Source organism: Arcicella sp. GW822-FHT02H01, assembly GCF_058802005.1.
Genome location: NZ_JBXANT010000001.1, coordinates 937,706 through 958,001 on the forward strand (window position 1 = coordinate 937,706; position 20,296 = coordinate 958,001).

General features: G+C 34.8%; 23 protein-coding genes. 12 read left to right on the top strand and 11 right to left on the bottom strand.

Going from position 1 to position 20,296, the window contains the following annotated elements; genetic code table 11:
• Window positions 1-96 precede the first annotated feature (96 nt).
• The 5 genes from AC1RNE_RS04015 to AC1RNE_RS04035 form a co-directional block, all read right to left on the bottom strand.
• On the bottom strand, window positions 97-972 hold the full coding sequence (locus tag AC1RNE_RS04015; RefSeq protein WP_492799744.1) for an Rpn family recombination-promoting nuclease/putative transposase: 876 nt from the start codon (window positions 970-972) through the stop codon (window positions 97-99).
• A 63-nt stretch (window positions 973-1,035) separates the two neighbouring features.
• Window positions 1,036-1,815 (bottom strand): alpha/beta hydrolase, encoded by a 780-nt coding sequence (locus AC1RNE_RS04020; RefSeq protein WP_492799745.1) that lies wholly within the window; start codon window positions 1,813-1,815, stop codon window positions 1,036-1,038.
• 219 nt (window positions 1,816-2,034) lie between these two features.
• Window positions 2,035-3,921 carry a CocE/NonD family hydrolase gene (locus AC1RNE_RS04025; RefSeq protein ID WP_492799746.1) on the bottom strand — a complete coding sequence of 629 codons (1,887 nt, stop codon included), beginning with the start codon at window positions 3,919-3,921 and terminating at the stop codon, window positions 2,035-2,037.
• A gap of 84 nt (window positions 3,922-4,005) precedes the next feature.
• On the bottom strand, window positions 4,006-5,025 hold the full coding sequence (locus AC1RNE_RS04030) for a sensor histidine kinase (protein WP_492799747.1): 1,020 nt from the start codon (window positions 5,023-5,025) through the stop codon (window positions 4,006-4,008).
• Between the two features lie 399 nt (window positions 5,026-5,424).
• On the bottom strand, window positions 5,425-6,246 hold the full coding sequence (locus AC1RNE_RS04035; RefSeq protein ID WP_492799748.1) for a hypothetical protein: 822 nt from the start codon (window positions 6,244-6,246) through the stop codon (window positions 5,425-5,427).
• Window positions 6,247-6,533: 287 nt separating this feature from the next.
• Here AC1RNE_RS04035 and AC1RNE_RS04040 point away from each other — a divergent pair, with 287 nt between their 5' ends.
• Both AC1RNE_RS04040 and AC1RNE_RS04045 read left to right on the top strand, forming a co-directional pair.
• Window positions 6,534-8,498 (top strand): sensor histidine kinase, encoded by a 1,965-nt coding sequence (locus tag AC1RNE_RS04040; protein ID WP_492799749.1) that lies wholly within the window; start codon window positions 6,534-6,536, stop codon window positions 8,496-8,498.
• A gap of 2 nt (window positions 8,499-8,500) precedes the next feature.
• On the top strand, window positions 8,501-9,244 hold the full coding sequence (locus AC1RNE_RS04045) for a LytR/AlgR family response regulator transcription factor (RefSeq protein ID WP_492799750.1): 744 nt from the start codon (window positions 8,501-8,503) through the stop codon (window positions 9,242-9,244).
• A 71-nt stretch (window positions 9,245-9,315) separates the two neighbouring features.
• On the opposite strand, the gene AC1RNE_RS04050 is transcribed toward AC1RNE_RS04045, so the two are convergent.
• The 6 genes from AC1RNE_RS04050 to AC1RNE_RS04075 all read right to left on the bottom strand — a co-directional run bounded on the left by AC1RNE_RS04050 (window position 9,316) and on the right by AC1RNE_RS04075 (window position 14,470).
• Window positions 9,316-10,914: a sensor histidine kinase gene (locus AC1RNE_RS04050; RefSeq protein WP_492799751.1), complete on the bottom strand. Its 1,599-nt coding sequence runs from the start codon at window positions 10,912-10,914 to the stop codon at window positions 9,316-9,318.
• Window positions 10,915-10,917: 3 nt separating this feature from the next.
• Window positions 10,918-11,931 (bottom strand): SpoIIE family protein phosphatase, encoded by a 1,014-nt coding sequence (locus tag AC1RNE_RS04055; RefSeq protein ID WP_492799752.1) that lies wholly within the window; start codon window positions 11,929-11,931, stop codon window positions 10,918-10,920.
• The gene (locus AC1RNE_RS04060; RefSeq protein ID WP_492803603.1) at window positions 11,924-12,343 is read right to left on the bottom strand and encodes an anti-sigma regulatory factor; all 420 of its coding nucleotides are present in this window, start codon (window positions 12,341-12,343) and stop codon (window positions 11,924-11,926) included. Before AC1RNE_RS04060 ends, AC1RNE_RS04055 begins: the two co-directional genes overlap by 8 nt.
• Window positions 12,318-12,722: an STAS domain-containing protein gene (locus AC1RNE_RS04065; protein WP_492799753.1), complete on the bottom strand. Its 405-nt coding sequence runs from the start codon at window positions 12,720-12,722 to the stop codon at window positions 12,318-12,320. Before AC1RNE_RS04065 ends, AC1RNE_RS04060 begins: the two co-directional genes overlap by 26 nt.
• A 19-nt stretch (window positions 12,723-12,741) precedes the next feature.
• Window positions 12,742-13,575: an STAS domain-containing protein gene (locus AC1RNE_RS04070; RefSeq protein WP_492799754.1), complete on the bottom strand. Its 834-nt coding sequence runs from the start codon at window positions 13,573-13,575 to the stop codon at window positions 12,742-12,744.
• 430 nt (window positions 13,576-14,005) lie between these two features.
• On the bottom strand, window positions 14,006-14,470 hold the full coding sequence (locus tag AC1RNE_RS04075) for a hypothetical protein (RefSeq protein ID WP_492799755.1): 465 nt from the start codon (window positions 14,468-14,470) through the stop codon (window positions 14,006-14,008).
• A gap of 162 nt (window positions 14,471-14,632) precedes the next feature.
• Between AC1RNE_RS04075 and AC1RNE_RS04080 the strand changes: the two genes are divergently transcribed.
• The 10 genes from AC1RNE_RS04080 (at window position 14,633) to AC1RNE_RS04125 (ending at window position 20,258) form a co-directional block, all read left to right on the top strand.
• Window positions 14,633-14,944: a hypothetical protein gene (locus tag AC1RNE_RS04080; RefSeq protein ID WP_492799756.1), complete on the top strand. Its 312-nt coding sequence runs from the start codon at window positions 14,633-14,635 to the stop codon at window positions 14,942-14,944.
• A 6-nt stretch (window positions 14,945-14,950) separates the two neighbouring features.
• Window positions 14,951-15,115: a hypothetical protein gene (locus AC1RNE_RS04085; protein WP_492799757.1), complete on the top strand. Its 165-nt coding sequence runs from the start codon at window positions 14,951-14,953 to the stop codon at window positions 15,113-15,115.
• 189 nt (window positions 15,116-15,304) lie between these two features.
• On the top strand, window positions 15,305-17,914 hold the full coding sequence (locus AC1RNE_RS04090; protein ID WP_492799758.1) for a primase-helicase family protein: 2,610 nt from the start codon (window positions 15,305-15,307) through the stop codon (window positions 17,912-17,914).
• Window positions 17,915-17,922: 8 nt separating this feature from the next.
• Window positions 17,923-18,126, top strand: a complete 204-nt coding sequence (locus AC1RNE_RS04095) for a hypothetical protein (RefSeq protein ID WP_492799759.1) — start codon at window positions 17,923-17,925, stop codon at window positions 18,124-18,126.
• Between the two features lies 1 nt (window position 18,127).
• On the top strand, window positions 18,128-18,433 hold the full coding sequence (locus AC1RNE_RS04100) for a hypothetical protein (RefSeq protein WP_492799760.1): 306 nt from the start codon (window positions 18,128-18,130) through the stop codon (window positions 18,431-18,433).
• Complete coding sequence (locus tag AC1RNE_RS04105; protein WP_492799761.1) at window positions 18,393-18,839, top strand: hypothetical protein; 447 nt, start codon at window positions 18,393-18,395, stop codon at window positions 18,837-18,839. The genes AC1RNE_RS04100 and AC1RNE_RS04105 overlap by 41 nt, the downstream gene beginning before the upstream one ends.
• Complete coding sequence (locus tag AC1RNE_RS04110) at window positions 18,839-19,438, top strand: helix-turn-helix domain-containing protein (RefSeq protein WP_492799762.1); 600 nt, start codon at window positions 18,839-18,841, stop codon at window positions 19,436-19,438. The genes AC1RNE_RS04105 and AC1RNE_RS04110 overlap by 1 nt, the downstream gene beginning before the upstream one ends.
• Window positions 19,435-19,758, top strand: coding sequence for a hypothetical protein (locus tag AC1RNE_RS04115; RefSeq protein ID WP_492799763.1), 324 nt, complete (start codon window positions 19,435-19,437; stop codon window positions 19,756-19,758). Before AC1RNE_RS04110 ends, AC1RNE_RS04115 begins: the two co-directional genes overlap by 4 nt.
• 4 nt (window positions 19,759-19,762) lie before the next feature.
• Window positions 19,763-19,942: a hypothetical protein gene (locus AC1RNE_RS04120; protein WP_492799764.1), complete on the top strand. Its 180-nt coding sequence runs from the start codon at window positions 19,763-19,765 to the stop codon at window positions 19,940-19,942.
• A gap of 43 nt (window positions 19,943-19,985) precedes the next feature.
• The gene (locus tag AC1RNE_RS04125) at window positions 19,986-20,258 is read left to right on the top strand and encodes a hypothetical protein (RefSeq protein ID WP_492799765.1); all 273 of its coding nucleotides are present in this window, start codon (window positions 19,986-19,988) and stop codon (window positions 20,256-20,258) included.
• Window positions 20,259-20,296: the final 38 nt, after the last annotated feature.

The window sequence follows — 20,296 nt, forward strand, 5'->3', positions numbered from 1 at the left end:
GGATGAAGTAACAAAGACTTATTGGCAAATATACAAAAAGACCTCTGCTTATGATACAGAGGTCTTTTGTAAATATATATTATTTTACCAGAGTAATTATTTGCCCTCTAAAAGCTTTTTTTGAATATTAGTTACAAATTCAACAGAAACTTCTGCTATGTCAGCTATTTGACTAATTGTATGATTGGTTTTTGTTAATAGACTTTCTACAAAAAAAGTTGTTTTTCTTTTTTCGGCTTCAGCTATCTTCTTATTTTCATTTTTTACAGCTTCAGCATTTCTAGCAATTAACATTTCAAATGAAGCCTTTTCGTCTGGACTCATTTTACGACTATCCAATTCATCAATAGCAACTTTTAACCACTCCTCATCCCAAAACTCAGGAAATTGAGTGGATTTCGTAACAGTATGGAGCGTTTTCATCGTATAAATCAATTTTTTTAAATCAGTTTGACAATCAGACTCTTGCAGAACAAATTTATCTAATTCTACTGTAACAAACATCATTTGTTCATCAAAAAGTTCTCCATTTTCATTTCTTAAGTTAGCAATCGTATGATAATCAGAAAATGGGAGAATATTGTTCGCTAAAATAGCGACACAGTATATTCTAGGAAGTGTTCCATAATCATATTTACCTTTTTTTACCATTGAATTAAACTTGTGTAGTGCATAGAATTTCATTCGTTGTACAAAATAAGGTGCATCTCCATATTGCATTTCAACAATAAAATGATTTCCACTTTCATCAGTACAAGCTAAATCAAAAATACCGCTTCTACCATCTTGAGTAATGCCTTCAAAAGTATTTTTATCAAATTTAACTTCAATGATAGGTGAGTTAGATTTTATAAGTGCTTGCAGTGATTTTCTTAAAAATAAGGTATTGGCTTCATTTCCAAAAGTAGCCTTAAATCCATAATCTGATATTATAGGGATAAATATTTGATTTTCTGTGTATAACGATTCCATAAATTTCAAGGTTAATCTTATATCTATAGAAAACATATAAGAGTATTAATCACAATTATTAAATCACTCTAAAAACTTCAAAATATAATCATTAATTTCTTTTCGTTGTGCTGTATTTGCATTGTTGTCCATATCATTATGTATGGTATTTTTCAGTTTGATAATGGCAACACCATACTTTACCTGCTCTTCTGGTGTGGGCAAAACGCCTTCGTCTGCCACTTGGTCACTTGAACGAAGCGTGTATAATCTGGGTTGGTTTACCTTAGGGAAAGGCATTCTTCTATTATCCAGAGAAATTACTTTTTCTACCAAATTTGGATATTTGTGTGCAAACAGTATTGACATATCTCCGCCATTTGAATGCCCGATAAGTATTACGTGCTTGAAATCTAAGGTTGGATTAGTCTTTTTTAATTCATTGATTACAAAACGGATATTTTCAGCTCCTCTTTCCCAAAAGGGTCTTCTCACAATTTGTGGAACTCCACTAGTTGGAATCAATTCATCAGTGGGTAATTCATGTTGAATACTGGCGACAAAATAGCCTTCGGAAGCTAACTTCTCAGTGATATAGGAATATGCTTTATTAGAACCTCCTCTATTTTGGTAATAACCATGACTAAAGATTACGACTTTGGTGTGCTTGATTTTTTTATCTGATTTAGGCATATATAAAGCCACAGGTACCGAACGCTTTCTGGAAACATCAAATAAATTGAGGCTATCCTCAACAATCTTAAATGTTGGTTTTAAAGTCGAAGAAGACTTTGAGATTTTATTACTTAAACAACTTGACAATAGGAGGAAAAAAAATAGGTAGCTGTATAATTTTGTGGACATGAGTTTGAGTAAAATTTGATAAAAGTGCCTAACAAAGATACAAAAGCACTGTTGTTTTCTAAGAAAGAAACTATTTTGGAAATAAATTATTTTTCACTTCTTCCAGATTCTAGCAACTAAAAAACAAAAGCGATTGCCTCTTCAGAAACAACCGCTTTGATTTATTTTTATCTTTATTCCTAAAGTCCTTAATCCTAAAGTCTCTAGTCCCCCAAAAGTCTACTTCAATACCTCTACCGAAATTTTGCTATTGCCATATACGCGGTGTGTAGCTTTTTGGAAATCACTTTCTTTGGCTTTATAGATATTATCTACATATTTCTGAGGATTAATATCAAACAACGGGAAGGCTGTCGACTGAACCTGAATCATGATTTTATGTCCTTTTTTGAAAGTATGCAACACATCTTGCAAACGGAAATTAACATCAGTGATTTTATTTGCTACTAAGGGCTCTGGTTTGCTAAATGAATTCCTAAAACGAGAACGCATGATTTCGCTTCTTACCATCTGCTGATAACCTCCCAATGTAATATGGGTTGGTGTATATGGGCTATTAGGTTCGTTTCCAGGGTATACGTCTACCAATTTTACAAACCAATCAGCATCTGTACCTGTTGTTGAAATTTTAAGATTAGCCATAATCTCACCGCCTAAAGTAATATCTTCCGTTAAAACATCCGTCTCAAATGTCAATACATCCGTTCTGCGTCCTGCGAAACGTTGGTCTTCACTCATGTAATTTCTTGGACTGAATCCTAAAATCTGTTTAGGGTCTTCTGTATAAGGTACAGGCTTTGAAGGGTCAGAGATAAATTCTGCAAATCCTTTAGCCTCAGTACCAGTGGTAATTTTACCATTAGGACTCAAGTAGAAATCTATTTTTTGAGCGTTCTTAACAGGATACTCTGCAAACTCTCTCCACTCCTTTTTACCCGTATCAAATAGTGTTGCTTCAGCTAAATCTGTTTTGCCATCTCCCGCATCTTTCAAAAAATGTTTGAAAAATTTAAGCTCAATATTTCTTTGATAGTATGTTGAGATACTGTCTCCAAAATAAACATTTGAGTGAAAATGGTGACCACGTTCACGCGCCCAATCGCCATGACCGAATGGACCCATCACAATTGAATTATAAATATTAGGATTGTTTTTCTCAACGGCTTTATAAATCGTTAGTGGACCATACAAATCTTCGGCATCAAACCAACCGCCTACAATCATAATGGCAGGGGGATTTTTAATGTTTTTCAAATGTGGTACTATACTTCTTTTCTGCCAGAATTCATCGTAATTAGGATGTTCTACATGTTCTTGCCAAAAGAAATTGTTAGTATAGTTTTCTCCAAGGTTTTTTAGAGGAGACATTGTTTTGTACCATTCAAAACCATCCAATGTTTTTATCTTCGGGAACTGCTCATCATACCAAGATTTATCAGTTGGTTTAGGATGTTGTAAACCAAAAACTGGGAAAGTCAAGCCATAGCCCATGGTGAATGCTCCATTGTGATGGAAATCATCAAAAAAGAAATCAGATACGGGTGCTTGCGGAGAAGATGCTTTTAAGGCAGGATGCCCACATAAAGCCCCAGCTATGGTATAAAAACCTGGATATGAAATACCATATTGTCCCACCTTACCATTATTACCAGGTAGATTTTTCACTAGCCAGTCTATTGTATCATACGTATCCGTGGCTTCGTCAATATCTTTCTTACTATTCTTGTTTGGGATATGTGGCGTCATATTGGTCCAACTGCCCTCAGACATCCAGCGTCCACGAACGTCTTGATTAACGAAAATGAATTTTTCTCGCATCAAATACTTTGAATAAGACAAAACTGATGGATAATCATTTTTCCCGTATGGAGCTACCGAATAACAAGTACGTGCTAATAAGATAGGATATTGATTATTGGAAGAGGCATCTTTGGGAGTATAGACATTGGTAAAAAGCTTTACACCATCTCTCATTTCTATTTCGTACTGAGTTTTAACATAGTTTTCACGAACGAAAATAGAATCCAATTGGGCGACTGTCAGTTTCTGTGCCTGAGTAAAGAACGAAAGGCTACAAAATGATAGTAACAATAGTAATTTTTTCATATTTGTTTTAAAATTTGTTGAGTATCATGCAATTTAAGTGCTTCTTGAGTGAAAATAAAATATTTAACCTTGGTCGTTGTAAGGTTAAGACAAATTAGTTTTTGACATTGGAATTAAAATCGTTGAAACTACATTCCCATTTACATCCTCAATATGCAATGAACCTTCGCCTCCATATTGTAATTCTAATCGTTTTTTCAGATTGGTCAGTCCAATACCCCCATCAGTTCGTTTGGTATCATTCGCAATAAAACTTCCAGTATTACTTACTTTTATCAGTAAACTTTCTCTTTCTTCATAGATTTGAATAATAATTTCTCCTCCATTTTTATTTTTTGCAATACCATGTTTGATAGCATTTTCGATAAGCGTACTTAATGAAATAGGAATAATCATCTTATTGTTTAGCTTATCATCTACCTTAAATTGATACTTAAGTCTTTTATCAAACCTTATTTTTTCTAAAAACAAATAGGCTTTGGTTAGCTTTATTTCTTCATCAACCCTCACCAATTGTGAGCCTCCAATATTAAGGGATAAACGTAATAAATCAGAAAGTTGGTCTACTGCTTCACGAGCCTCATGATGGTCTATCACCATTAACGCTTTGATACTATTTAAAGCATTAAAAAAAAAATGAGGATGCAATTGTGTTTTCAAAGCTTCTAATTCCGATTTTATCAACATCTTTTCCATCGAAATCATCTTCTCATTCATGGTCTGTTTCTGTGTTACATACCGAAGGATATGAAAGAAAAAAAACCAAGGCGTTGTCACCCAAATATCATCTACGAATAAACTAAAATAATCACCAAAGTTTTTGTATTCATTTTTCATCACATCAGCTGATGTGAACTGAACATCTAAAATAAAAAACAAGAAACCTATAATGATATTGCCTATTAATGGAAACAATAGAAAAGTTTGTACGGGAGCTTCATCTACTTGGTATTTATCAACAACTAGTTTGTAAGTATGTGTGGTAAAAAGACCATACACAAATACCGAGATGAAATATTCGAATGAAAGGGTAAAGCTAGCTTCCTCTAAAATGGTGTATTTCAAAGCCATTATGGCAATGAGCAACCAACTTGAGATTTGCATTAGCCAATATATTTTTCTAAGATTCATATATTAATAATAGCGCGAATGATTTGTAATCAAACATAATAGGCTGACTATGCTTACTATTAAGGTATATTTTGACTCTATACAAAGACAAACACTCTGATAAAAACATTGCTGATTATCAACTACTTGTCTTAATGGCAATAATAATACAAATCCTTTTCATTGAGATTGTCAAACAATGAAAACAAAAATGAGCATTTTTTTTGAGTAGCACAATAAAATTAATAAAAAACCGCTGTATAGAATTATACAGCGGTTTTGTTTATACAATAATGTTCGTAATCACCTATTAGGAAATTGTCTATAGGTTTTGTATTTATGAAGTATTAAAACGCATTTAGAATTAAGATATAACCCTATTATTGCGAAGATTTATTTAGCTTCAACATGGAATCTATTTAACAATGCTAAACCCAACCAATATGACGGAGCCAAAGCAATAGCAGGTACCATAAAAGGGAAATAAAATGCAAATCCATGGAAAAGAAAGGTAATACAGCAACCAATTCCTATTATACAAAATAAAATTAGTATAACAGTTACCCATCTCTTTATAGCAAATCGCCTAACCAATATAATACTTAACCATCCTGCAACTACATACAACAATATTCGTCCTACAGCCCTCCACGTATGGTGAAAATCATAATTCGGGGAAAAATCGACAGCAGGTTTTCCTGTGGCTATCCAAGCATTTAGCTTTGTACTGAACATCATAGAATCATAATTATCCCAAATAGAAATAGGTATTGTTATAAGCAATGGTATTAATATAGCCTTTTCAAGCACAGTCAGTTCTGACCAATAGCGTTTTATGATAAGGACTATTGCCACGACAAATAAGATAATGGCTAATAGGAGCATTATGTACCTGAATTTTTCTTCTATAGCGGAGGCTAATAAAGCTTCACTTTCTTTTGGTGGCCCCATGTGTAGTGGCACCATTACCATCATACCAAGGATGCATAATAGCCATGTAGCTGTATCTAACTTATGTTTGTTTTTAAGTTCATCACTACTACTATAAAGAAAAAATAACATTAGTAATATAAATACGCCCAACGCACCGCAAGCCATTAGATAAGAAGGAAAATTCTCATGATTTACCGTAGAGAAAAAGTTTTCTAACACTGGGAAAAACGGCAAAAACACAAGCAGTATATTCGCCAGAAATCGAAACGTTTTTTTTAGCATGATTTTATAAGCGTTTAGATTGTTATTTTATACAAGGAGATTTCGGTACCGTCTTCTAAAATTCTGTTTTGTAAATCATATTTTAAAATGGTATATCGCCAATAGCGGGTATTATGAGGGAGCGGTATTTTTTTTGAGGGAGATTGAATTGTAGATGAATATTACCATTCCCTAAAAAAAATGGTCATTCACTAAAAGATATGAAGAAAACGCCTATTTTTTTGTATTTTTAATGCTAGACCTATCCTTCTATGAAGCTATTTGTGCTGATATCTTTTTTTCTATCAATGCTGACACACACCGCCAGCATAGCACAGCAACCTGTCGTATTCAAAGAACAACCTGCAACGAATACAGTGGTTGATATTTCATCTAAAACACTTTTTTATGATGCTTCGGCTAGAGACACACTATCTTTTGCTGCGGTAAAAAAACATCGATTTATTCCATTACCTCAAGAATATATGCAGTTAAAGGTAGTTAGCAAACCTTTGATTGTGAATTGGATGAAATTCAAGATACAGAACACTAGTTACACGGATACCTTAAACATGGTTTTTATGTGTAATAGTCATGTCAGAACACAGCTATATACTGATGAGCATCTTGGTCAAAAGCCTTTTTTCTTTGAACAAACCACTACAAGTGCTAAAGGGATGGAAATCGTTGTGTTGCCAAAGCAAACGAATACCTATTACGTACAGGTGATTGAACACTTACATTACCTAACACCTTTGAAAGCAGTATTAATCACTCCTGTAGCTTATTTAAAAAATTACCAACAAAATAGCACGAACCTTTCCTATCTATTCTTGGTGATGGCTATGGCTCTCGGATGCCTTATTTTTATGGTTATTAATGCCTGTTATCAGTTTGTACTTTTCAAAGAGCAAGCTATTGCCTATTATATAGCCTATGTAGGATGTGCTATATATGTATGGCTCATCATTATAGACCAACGGTTCAGTCTTGAGCTATTTGACCCGCTTAAAACCAATCTTTATATTCCCCTAAGCTCAGGAATTGTTTTCTTCTATGCCCTATTCATTGCTTATATGCTAGAAATCCCTAAATATCATCCTATAAAATGGCGGGTATTTCAACTATTATTAGGGCTAATCATTGTAGAAACAATAGAGGAAATCATTAGTAATTACTTCAGGCGTTTTATATTAGCCGATAACTATTATTTCTATATACAGCCTATCCCTAATATTCTTGTAAATATCTATTTAATATACCTCATTATCATCAGTAAAGGAGTCCTTAAAAAATATCTGTTAACAGGTTTATTAATCTTATTTTTCTTATTAATCATCGTAACTAATTTCAGTTATTATTTATTCATTGATGTGGATAATCCAAAACTTATGATGTTTGCCAATTTTCCTCCAATTTTCGGAATGCTAGGCGTAGTAGGAGAAGCCATTTGCTTTGGGTTTGCGTTGGCATACCGTAGCAAACTAATGCAAGAAGAAAAGAACAAATTGCAAACAGATTATGCTACTCGCTTAGAAGTAGAAGTAAAACAACACACGGTTGAGATTAATAGACAGCATAATTTGTTGGAAGCTCAGAAACTTCAGAAGATGGAAATTGCTTTTGAAAAGAAACTAGCCGAAACAGAAATGACTGCCCTAAGGGCACAGATGAATCCGCATTTTATCTTTAATTGTTTAAACTCCATCAAGTTGTATACCTTAGAAAACAATACGGAAGCAGCCTCTAACTACCTTACAACCTTTGCTAAATTGATTCGGCGAGTGCTTGAAAACTCTCTGGCTGAAAAAATAACCTTAGAAAACGAATTGGAAACACTAGCCTTATACACTGAACTTGAAATTATGAGGTTTAAAGAAAAAATCCATTTTAGTATCAACATTTCAGACGATATCGATGCTTTTTACATAGAAGTACCTCCGCTCCTTTTACAGCCCTATGTAGAAAATGCTATCTGGCATGGTCTGATGCATAAGGATATTGGGGGGTCAGTAAGTGTTAACATCACCCAACCACAAGAAAATTTATTGCATATTGAAATAATAGATGATGGAATAGGTAGGAAAAAGTCAGCGGAATATAAAAGTAAATCTATTACTAAACATAAATCTTTCGGGCTTAAAATGACGACCGAAAGACTACTGATTATCAACCAGTTATACAATATTCAAACAACTATCAGCATCATAGATTTAGAAGATAAACATGGTAAAGCCTGTGGTACTAAAGTGAGTATAGACTTACCTTTTTAATTATGAGAACCATCATCATTGACGACGAACTAGATAATGTAAAGTTGCTGGCACTGCAATTGAAATTGTACTGTCCACAAGTGCAAATATTGGCTGAATGTACTCAAAGTAAGGAAGGCTTGTTAAAAATAAAAGAATTAGCCCCTGACTTAGTTTTTTTGGATATTGAAATGCCGATAATGAATGGATTTGAACTACTGGAAGCCGTAGGACATCTCAATTTTCAGTTGATATTTGTGACAGCTTATGACCAGTTTGCAGTAAAGGCATTCAAATATAGCGCATTAGATTATTTATTAAAACCCATAGATACTCGTGAATTGCAGGCGGCAGTAAGCAAAGCCATGTTATCTTCACAAACAGATGAGCGACAACTACATTTGTTGAAGCAACAATTTGATACTAATGAGCATAAACTGCCAGATAAGATAGCCCTCCCTTACCAAAATGGCGTAATATTTACGGAGATTAACAAAGTGATTTATTGTGAAGCAGATAATAATTATACGCGTATATTTTTGCAAGACGGCACGCAGTATCTTGTATCGAAAACATTGAAAAGTATACAGGATATTTTGGAAGAAAGAAATTTCCTCAGAGTGCATAGGCAATATCTTGTTAACCTAGACCAAATTGCAAGGTATGTAAAGGGAGAAAAGAATTATCTAATCATGTCTGACGGGAAAAATATTGCTGTTGCACGTAGTCAAAAAGAAAAACTAGTAGAGCGATTTGGATGGTTATAATTTTGACTAAGCAACGTATATACATAGAACGAATGCTAAAACAATAGACTTAAATACGCTACAATTGTTCTCTACGCTACATACGGCAAATATACAATTACACTAGTGCCATCATCACCATTGCTATCAATTTCAATTTTCCCACCATGATTTTCAACAATTTTTTTGCATAATGCAAGCCCTATTCCTGTACCAGGATACACGCTTTGGGGATGCAGTCTTTTGAAAATAGTAAAAATTTTGTCTACATGGTGTGGCTCAATACCAATTCCATTATCGTTTACAACAATTTTATTCAAAGCAATTCCACGCTCATTTACAACTTCATGTGATATGTGTATTACTGGTGTTTCTTTTGAAAATTTCAGAGAATTACTGATTAAGTTGTAAAACAGTTGGCCTAATTGTACTGGACTACCCAATACTGAAGGCATAGGTGCAACGGTTAATTCTGCTTTTTTTTCACTTAATAAAAACTCGAAATCATTAATTACATCGGATATCACCGAATTTAAGTCTGTAGATTCAAATGTCTCGGATGTTACAGCAAGTTTTGAATAACCTAAAACATCAATTATTAATTGAGACATCCGTTCAGCTGAAGCATTGATTTTGGAATAGTACAGGTTTTGCTTATCTACATCCGAACGATTATGTTGAGCAAGGGAAATAAAATTCCTGATTTTTCGCAGTGGCTCCTGCAAGTCATGACTTGCTATGTAGGCAAACTGTTCTAGTTCCTTATTCTTTTTCTGGAGTTCGTCATTAGACTGTCTCAGTTTTTCCTGTGCTTCCTTTAATTCATTATTATCCTTTAGGGTTTCTTCAACAAGCTTTTGGGCATGAATATTTACCATGCTGATAATCCACCCTGCTGTACTCTCATCATTATGCGGTGCTATTGAAATCTGATACCATATTGCCTCTTTTCCAGAAACAATACGTGCTTGCACATTCTGTACTGATAGTTTTTTCTTAGCAGTATTCCATGCCTTAATAACTTGGTCTATATCCTTAGGATATATTATTTGATGTATAGTAGCTGGAGTAAACTCTTTAAAATTACTTCCTAAAATATTTTCAGCATTTTTGTTAGCAACAAATATCTTATCTGATTTTGACACCGAAAAAACAATAAATGGTAGCGTATCAGTAAGTTGCCTGTAATTGTTTTCACTTTCGCTGAGCCTATCGGCCAACTCAATTAGTTGTATATTTTTTTTCCGTATTTCATCATAAGGTGAGATAGGAGGTTCTTGTCTAAAATATTCTACAAAAGAATTAACCCACTTTTCAGACAAAAGTCCAGAATAAGGTACTCTGGCTCTTAACGTAATTGAATAAACATCATCTTCATAGTGTGCAGTAACATCTTTTAGCACCTTTTTGGCATAAAAAAAAGCTTCTGGATTACATCCTGCTAAATCTATTTTATCATACAATATGGCTACAATTTCCTTTTTGCCTCCATTCAATGAGTCTATTCCCAAAACAAGATAAGATTCCTGTCCGCTAGCAATGGCACACCTTGCAATTTCCGATACCGCAGTAGCAAAACGTGTTTGAGAGGAAGCCAAGAGGCTACACAATTCGGCCAGTTTTATACTGCGTTTGTGCGCCAATATCAGGTCCATTTCGTTATCTAAGCTAATGCGAATAATCTCTTTCATATCCTATAAATTTACTTTGGCAACCAGTACAGACATATCATCTGTACCACGAGCATAATCTTTATAAAGCGCCCCAGCGATAATGTCTGGAGAATGCTTTAAAATCCCTGGCAGACTATTCAAGTTCCACCGTCCCCGCAAGCCATCAGAATGCATAATAAGGGTTTGGTATTTGCTTAATTCAACAACAGAATCGGTCAAAGTACGTGGAATATTTAGGCCTACTATGCCGTTGTAAGGCGTATAGTTTTTTCCCTCTAAACCAGTATAAATTGAGGTGGCTATATTGCCTATCCCACAAAGAAACCATTTTTCTGCTTTGAAATCGAGGTGAGCAATGGTAGCTACTAATCCCCGTGTCTTTTTTACTTCTTGGTGAATATATTGTAGGTTAGCAACAGGACTTCTTTCATGACAGGCTTTAAATGCTGCAATTGCCGTACTCACTGCCTCATGGGCATGACTGCCATGACCTAGCCCATCACCTAAAAAGAAAATAATTCCACCATTTATATATTTAACCGCATATCCATCACCACAAGTGGTTTCGCCCGGCATATTTACCTTCACTGCACCCAACTTGATGCTCTCTTTCCTAGCAAATGTATTTTGTGGATTTTTATAAACTTTACAGTAGACAATCGTTCCCCACTCCTTTAGAGTATAAACCGATGATTCAGAGCTTAAACGCTCAATAGCTCCTAATCCCTGACCAAGGGTCTGAGAGGTAGAGGCACCATCCTTCATCATTTGTATAAGGTTGCTGATGCCCTGCCCTTTGTCTAAGCAGTAAACCTCAAAAAAATCACCTTTAATATCAGTACTTGTGCGGTATAAAAACTCCCCTTCTCCTACAAACTTTACAAGATTTGAAGAAAGTTCAGAAATTATAATATCAATTTCTCCCGTTTTCTGCTGGCTGAAGCCATTAGCAACGCAAAGGTTATGTATTTCACGTTTTACAAAAGACACATAGCTTTTATCCTCTACCTTATAACTGTAAAACACATTATCCATTCTTCCACTTAATTATTGTAACCGTTGTGCCTTGCCCGACCGCAGATTGTATGTTAAATTCATTTACTAGCCTTTTTGTTCCCGGAAGGCCTAACCCAAGACTTTTACCACTGCTATACCCGTCTCTCATTGCCAAATCAATATCAGCGATACCTGGGCCTTTATCACTAAAGACTAAACGAATACCATTTTCTCGACCGTTATTAACCGACTCTATACTTACTGCACCACCACCACCATATTTCAAGAGATTACGTGCAAGTTCGCTTGCAGCAGTTATAAGCTTAGTTTGATTCAAAATACCCATACCAATCTTTACCGCAGCATCTTTTACTTTATTGCGGAAAGGTATTACATCCTGCTCTCGGACAACAACAAATTCTTCTCTATTCTGTATCGTCGTAGTAGTCATCATCATCGCTTTGGTTGTCACTTAATTCTATCTTAGAACGCAATAGGTCCATCCCTTTTTCTACATTAAGTGCCGTCGATACCCCCGTTAGGGTTAATCCTAATTCAACCAAAGTAATAGCAACCGCAGGCTGCATCCCTACGATTACTGATTCTGCGCCCATGATTTTAGACATCATACCGATATTTCCTAATATTCTCCCCATGAAGGAGTCTATAATGGAAACGGAAGAAATATCTATTAATACGCCTTTTGATTCGTATTTTTTAACGGAATTCACAAGGTCTGTCTCCAGATTCTCTGCCAGTTGGTCATACAAGTCTACCTGTATTGTTACCAACAAAAAATCGCCCATTTTTAAAATAGGAATTCTCTCCATAATGTTTATACTCGGCTAATTATTTCTTTTTGATAACTTGAATTTGCAGCATATTGAACGCTGTTTTGAGCGCACTGGCAAGGGTTGATTTGGTAATAATACCAGAAAGGTCTATCCCTAGATGTACTACTATTTGGGCAATCTCAGGTCTAATGCCACTAATGATGCATTCTGCCCCTAAAAGACGTGTAGCACTCACGGTTTTTATAAGGTGTTGTGCCACAAGTGTATCTACTGCTGGAACACCAGAAATGTCAAGAATAGCTATCGTACTGCCTGTTTCTACAATTTGTTGTAAAAGACTTTCCATTACAACTTGTGTTCTTGCACTATCAAGCGTACCGATAATCGGTAGCGCAACAATTCCGTCCCAAACCTTGATAACAGGCGTAGAAATCTCTGTTATTTCATCCGTTTGTCTTGATATTATGTCTTCACGCCCTTTAATAAACCCCTCAAAAGTTAACACACTCATGTTATCAACAATCTTACTAATTTTAAGGCTATCAGCGTAAAGTTTTGCAGGATCTGTAACGTTGTTGTACAGTACTTCTAAAAGGGCTTCTTTGAAGGTAAAAAGGTAAAAGCCAGTTTCTCTAGAGGTGTAACCTTGCTTGGCACGAGAAACAGATATGCCCATAAGCACTTCATTTACTTTATCAAACCCGCTGGCATTTTTGTCCTCAAGTGTGGTAGTATTTAATGCGCCTAGGAATGAGTCTACAAGTTCTTTAGAATCTTTAAGCTGATCATCTACATTAAAATATCCTTCTTCTTCTTTTTGCTTTGCTACCCATGCATTGATGATAGCGTCCCTGTTACTCTTTAAAATCTCGATTGTTGGTTTGTCCATTATGCTTTTTTGCTAATTGTAAAAGGTTTACTAACAAATATAGAAAATTTGACTGTGAGAATACACAGAAGTTAACTTTTTAAAATTTTGGTTAGGCTTAATGACTGCATATCATGCAATATCATCGGAAATTAAAAAATATTGTAATAAATCTTAACAGGTTATCAATGTTTTAAAGCAACGATTTAAGAAATATTTAATTGTTATAAAATGATAATCTACAGATTATTTAAAAAACTTGATATTAATCCTAAATATAGACATAAAATAACGCCATTGAAAGCCAATAGCGTTATTTGTCTTTTTGTGGAGAGTATGGGATTCCCATTTTTTTGACCTATACCCTCTAATTGCGTGCAAGTTAGCTTCTTTTTGCTTAAAATATCAATAATATCAATGCTTTTCTTCTTCATTTCTATCAATTTTTCTATCAACTTTTATTAGTATTCAATCCCTGAATTAGGTCATCTTTTAATTTTATTATTTGGTCTTTTGATTTAATTATCTCGTCCTTAGAGCTTAAAAGAGCCTTTAATCCTTCAATTTCCTTCAAATAGTGGTTGACATCTTGAGCAGTCAATGACTTGTTTTCAGGCAACATTTTGCTCCTCTTAAATTCAGGAGGTCGACCTCCTACCGATGATTTTATTTTTGCATACTGCCCTGACTCCTCACTCACATTAAGTTCATCTATCTCATCCAGACTTGAAATTAGCTTAAAATTTACGCCCAAAATAGGCTCTACTTTTCTGATAATTGACGTACTAATGTCTTTTTTTGCCAAAATATCTGACATGTGTGTTGGTGTAGTTTTGTAAATATTTGCGAAGTCTTTTATTGCAAATCCTTGATTTACAATAGCTTTCTTCAAAAATTCACCGATGTGATTTTGCATAAAAAATATTTTTAAAAATTATTGCGGAATAAGTTTTGAATTATACTGGTAAATACATAATTTCGTATGTGTTAAAAAATACATTATTACGTATTTTTTTATGCATTATTAAAATGAAAACATACTTAATACGTATGAAATTAACACATATTTCAACTAATCATGAAAAAAAAGAAAGAAAATTATCAAACGGTAGGTCAACGCATTATTAATGCTCTCAATAATGTGCCAATTGGGGTAAATATTGAGTTTAAGCGTGAATTAAAAGCTAGAAGTGCGCATCAATTCAGGTTTGCCCTCAAAGAAAGCTATGACAAAGATGATACACCTTATTTCTTAATAGAAATGTGCATAAAGCTATTAAATATGGATTTCACAGAATTCAAACCGCAAAAATTAATACGCAAAAACGATGATTTTGCCGCTAAACTTGGACTTGTTAAGCATAAATCAACTACATTTAAATTAAACTAACATAAAATGAAAGCACTGATTTGTAATTGCTCATCTGGAGTGTATAGTCATCTAGTAGGAGCTATTGTTAATGTTTCCTATTTCAATAGCACCAAGCTAATGTTAGCAGGACAGGAATCTAAAAATATTATGCTTTTCAATAAAGCTGATATTATTATACTAGAAGACTAATGGACGAAAGGATACACTTTAATCCGCCTCGCTTATTGAGGTCGGTTAAAACATTCACATTACTGGAGATAAACAAATGGATTTCCTCATGTGAATATCTGCAACATAATGGTATTAACGATAACCACTATCAATCTACCATTCAAACCTTACTTACCGAATTGAAAGTAGCTAAACAGCAACTAGAGAATGTCTCAACAAACCTTTTTCCAACAACAATTTTACCAAACAGGCCTAACTGACGAAGAAAACACTTTAAGGGTGTCTCGTACCGAAGATTCTGACACGGTCACTGAAATTCAACTTTATTCAGAGGATAGGAAAAAGGACAGTAATGACGAAGCTGATGTAAGAATACTGTTTCCGAATTTGTACGGAGGGATGTACACTTATGAAACATCAAGGAAGGACAACCCCGAAGAATGGTTTTCAAGAACACGCTTGGTAGTACCTAAAAAAATGGATGATGGGAGATGGTTGAAATATAAATCACCCAAGGATTCAGGCATTTTCCCTTTTTTCAACAAGAAGATAATTGAAGCATATCAGTTAGCAATCAGTGAGACTGAAAAGGCGAAAGAAGGCTTTATTGATATGTTGTACATCACTGAAGGCGAGAAAAAAGCAAGTAGCATTTGTGCGATGGGCTTGTATGCTGTAGGTATCACTGGAATAACCCTTTGGCGTAAACAAAAAGGTGTTGAAGCCTTACACCATGACATTGAAGAATTGATGTTGAAGTGTAAAGTGAAAACCCTTGTATTCCTAAAAGATGCTGATGCTGTTTCGATAAATTATGACTCTAAAGGGGATTTGTCACACCGACCATATCTTTTTTATTCGAACATTTTAAAGTTTGGAGAAGCGACTTCTTACATGATTGATTCAGACCGATACGAGCTTAAAAAAGTAGTGTATGGTCATATCGAAAAGGGCTTAATGGATAAAGCCAAAGGTGTTGATGATTTGATTAATCTTAATCGTGTAGATGAAATTGAAGAGGATAAATACGAAGCTCTTTCAAAAATCGAACAAGATAGATATACCAAATCTCGAAAAAAGTATCTGGAACATCTTAATGATGTTAGACAGGACTTAACTGATTTAAGTATCATCGGCAAATACTTTAGATTTTTCGACCTAAATCATCAACAAGGGCAAAAGAATTTAGTACGTGCATTCGGGTTATCCGATTCAAAAAACTTTCACGCCACTTACGCTGAAACGATTGGCAACAAACCGTTCATATTTAAGCGAAGACAGTATCAGTTTGATGGAGGAGAAGTTGTATTTATGAAACACCATGATACGGACTTCTTTTGTTATGTACATGACCAGCTTTTCAAAAAAGTAGTATTGATTGATGCCAAAGGTAAAAAATCTTATGAGTATCAAAAAATCAAAGAAACATTCGTAAAGCAGGTGTACAAAGCTTATCCAAACTTTTTAGAGAGCGTTCCTAAATATGAATCCTTTTGTATTAAACCTGACAATACAGAGAATTTCAGGCAAAACATAGAGAATGCCTTTAATCTGTATATGCCGATGCTTCATACTCCCAAAAAGGGACAATGGGAAGCAACTTATAAGTTTTTAAAGCATTTGTTTAGAGGCAAATCCAATATAATGTTTCATGAAAATGGCAATTGGGAGGAGAATTTTGAAGAAGGTGACCCGTTTGCGTTAATGATTGATTGGGTGACAATACTAATCCAAAATCCACTAGAAAAGCTACCAGTACCTTGCCTTTACAGTAAAGAGAACGGTACGGGTAAATCAACTTTTATGAACTTGATAGAGGAGATTTTGGGAGAAAATGCCACGGTGCTTGGTAATGAAGAATTTCAATCACCTTTTAACTCCCACTACATTACAAAGGCATTTATTGGGTTGGATGAGGCTATGATTGAGAAGGACGTAGAGAAGGAACGGCTTAAGAAAATGGTTACGGCTAAAAAGGGACATCTAAGCTATAAAGGTAAAGATTCTATTAAGATTGATTTTTTCGCAAAGTTCTGTTTTTGTACAAACAAAAAGAACTTCATGAAAGTCGAAATGGAAGAATCCAGATGGTACGTGGTGAAGGTGTTACCTTATGAAAAGTCTGAACAAGTACCGAATATCCTAGATGATTTTTTAGTGCCTGAAATTCCATATTTTTTGTACTACCTGAGAAATAGAAAGATTTTTCATAAAAAGGTATCAAGGACTTGGTTTGACGAGAAATACTATGTGACTGAGCAATTCTTAGAGGTTGTCCAAGAAACTAAATCGTATGTTCAGCGAACTATCGAAGAATACATTTTCGAGAAATTCGATACCACAGGTCTTTCTACAATTCGCCTGACACTTGATTTCATTCACGAACAGTTGAACTCAAGATACAAGCTTGATAAAAAGCTTATCAAGGACTTCCTGAAGGAGAATAAGAAGTTAGAGCCATCAAAGAAAACAGAATATGTAAAGATGCCAGTAGGACTAGATGATGACGAAGAAAATCCGAAAATCATATTTAAGTCAAAAACAGGCAAACCTTATGTATTTCATTTTGAAGATTGGATGACACCTCAACAACAAAAAGACTTTTTAGCCCATGACCCAATCATTGATGAGATTTTAAGGAATTCAGGAATGTACGTACATCCCAAGAAGATAGAACAACAACCGATTCCATTTGAGCCGACCAGTGAGCCTGTACAAACAACACAACCGATTAAAGCTAATACGCAAATTGTAAAGCCGAAAGAGGTTGAGAAAGACGAATTATTTACAAACCCAGTAAAAGACATACCCTTTTAAAACAAGTCATGAAAGCAACAAAAAAAGAACTTCTAAGATTAGGCAAACTATTAAGAGATGATTTCAGGAGTGGCGAATTAACAGGCTCATTTGCTGATAGAATGGAGCAAATTGTTTTGGGCTATGAAAACTCATACAAAGCTCAAAACGGAGAAATTGGGATAACGTCAATGGGAAGGAATCTAGCACTATGGAGAGAGATTCGCCCTTGATATGAATAACCCACCAGTCGCACCAATTGATGTACTAGAAGGGAGTTTTTGGTACAACAAAACAGAAGACAAAGTAAGGGTATTTAATGTCATACGACGTTGGTACAATTCGGACAACACTTTAACCTTTGAAATTGCCGAACTGCATGAAAAGGGAACTAGAATACTTGAAGTTTTTGCAAAGGATTTTATAGAGAATGCCAAAAACGGCAAAATGATTTGCTTAAAAAATTTAATAGAACTATCTAATCAATTAATCAAATCCAATGAACCAACTAGCCACACCAGTTCTACAACCGAGAACTGATATGTTATTTACCCTATCTGAACACCTATTGAAGGGCAAATTAGGACATGAGAAGTTTAACTTCTATTTCTACAATTCGTTTCAGAGAGAATCTTTTTTTGGCAAGCAACCATCCGAAAAATGTGGTTCTTATGGCTGTGGAATTGGCGAGTTACCGATTTTATATCCAGAACAGTTTCATTTCAGAGGCAATAGAGTACTAGACAAACAAGATGAAGAAGTTCAAAAAAAGCTAGACGTTACTTTTAATTTAACTAACGATGAATCCGAAAGACTGTACAAAATATTCCATGATTTTTCAGTGTATCGTGATGTATGTCCAGATAATATCATTACGAAAGAAATGGTGGCTCACAAGCTTTTTGAATTTGCCACGGAACTAGAATCTAAATATGAGATAGGATAATGGCAGAGATTCAAGACCCATTTCTCAATATCTCAAAACTAATTGTAGAAATAAGGAAGAGTAAGAGTATAACTCAAGCTGATATTGCTAGAGCTTTAAATATGGACAATTCTCAATACGCAAAAATCGAAAAGAGAGGCAGTAAGTTAAGGCTGGAGCAATTAATGGAAATAGCAAAAGCATTGGGAGTTCCTCTTCCTGAAATACTAGAAATAAAATCACCTGTTACCTTCATGACCATGAATATATCAGTTAATGCTAAGACTATAAGAGAAAGTAAAAGACTCTCTCAAGCTGAAGTTGCTAGACGGATGGATATCGCTCCAGAATTCTATTTTAGATTAGAAAAACGTGAAAAGAAAGTAAGCTTAGAACAGGTTGAAGCCTTAGCTAAGGCATTGGAAGTTTCGGTGGCTGAATTACTAGGAATAAACAATCCAGAACCTATTCCCATTGAAGGCAAGAATAATCAAATTGCCCTTGATTTTGCAATGCAATACTTAGCTCACACAAATAAACTTGAAGGAGAATTGCTTTTTGATAAAGTGACCATATTTAAAACTGCTGAAATATTTAAAAAATTGCTAAACAGCCTATGACAGAAGTATCAGAATTTTCAAGGCGAGAGTTGGAAGAACTTGACCCTATTTTCGACAAATCACGTAAGGCTGACAATAACCGTGCAAAGAACTATCAGCTATGCGTCGTACTTCGTAACCACTGTGACCGCAAGCAAATTGATATGTACGAATACCTTCGTTTCAAAGCACGGCAGGAAATTCAACTAGAACAGGCGAAGCTAGAAGAACCACGGCCATGTATTGTTTGTGGAAATGCCTTATCAGGGAAACAGGAGAAATACTGTACACCAAAATGCAAAAACCAGTACTACGAAACCAAGAAGAAAGAAAATCAATAAAACCATGATGATAGTATCAATTCAACAAGTAATTAAAGAAATTTTTATCGGAACGGGTATGGATTCAATTGCTGAAAATCAAACGGTTCAACTTATCCATATTATTGACGATGAAGACACATCAAATATAGAGAAGTCAGCATCAATTATGGAGGTACTTGGATTAAGAGGCTCAAACAATTAAAAAGCCTTACTAGAAACACTTGACTTTTATACATTTTGAATGAATGAAAAAACTAAGGAAGTTTAATGGTAGAGGTCACGGCAACTATAAAGGCATGACGATTTATGTTCCGGCATTCTCAATCAAGCAAGCATCTGAATTGGTTAATCAAGCTTGTTATGGCAATGACAGACCAAAAATGATTGATGTGGGCGAAATTAATCATTATCACAATCACGATTTATGGGGTGACGAAATGGAAGGAATAGAGCCTACAGAACCTTGCGTTTACGTATCAAAATTACAGGAAAGTGGAAATACTGAGAAGGTTATTTAATTCCTTTCAGTACTAGTTTTTACTAATTACAATTTAAT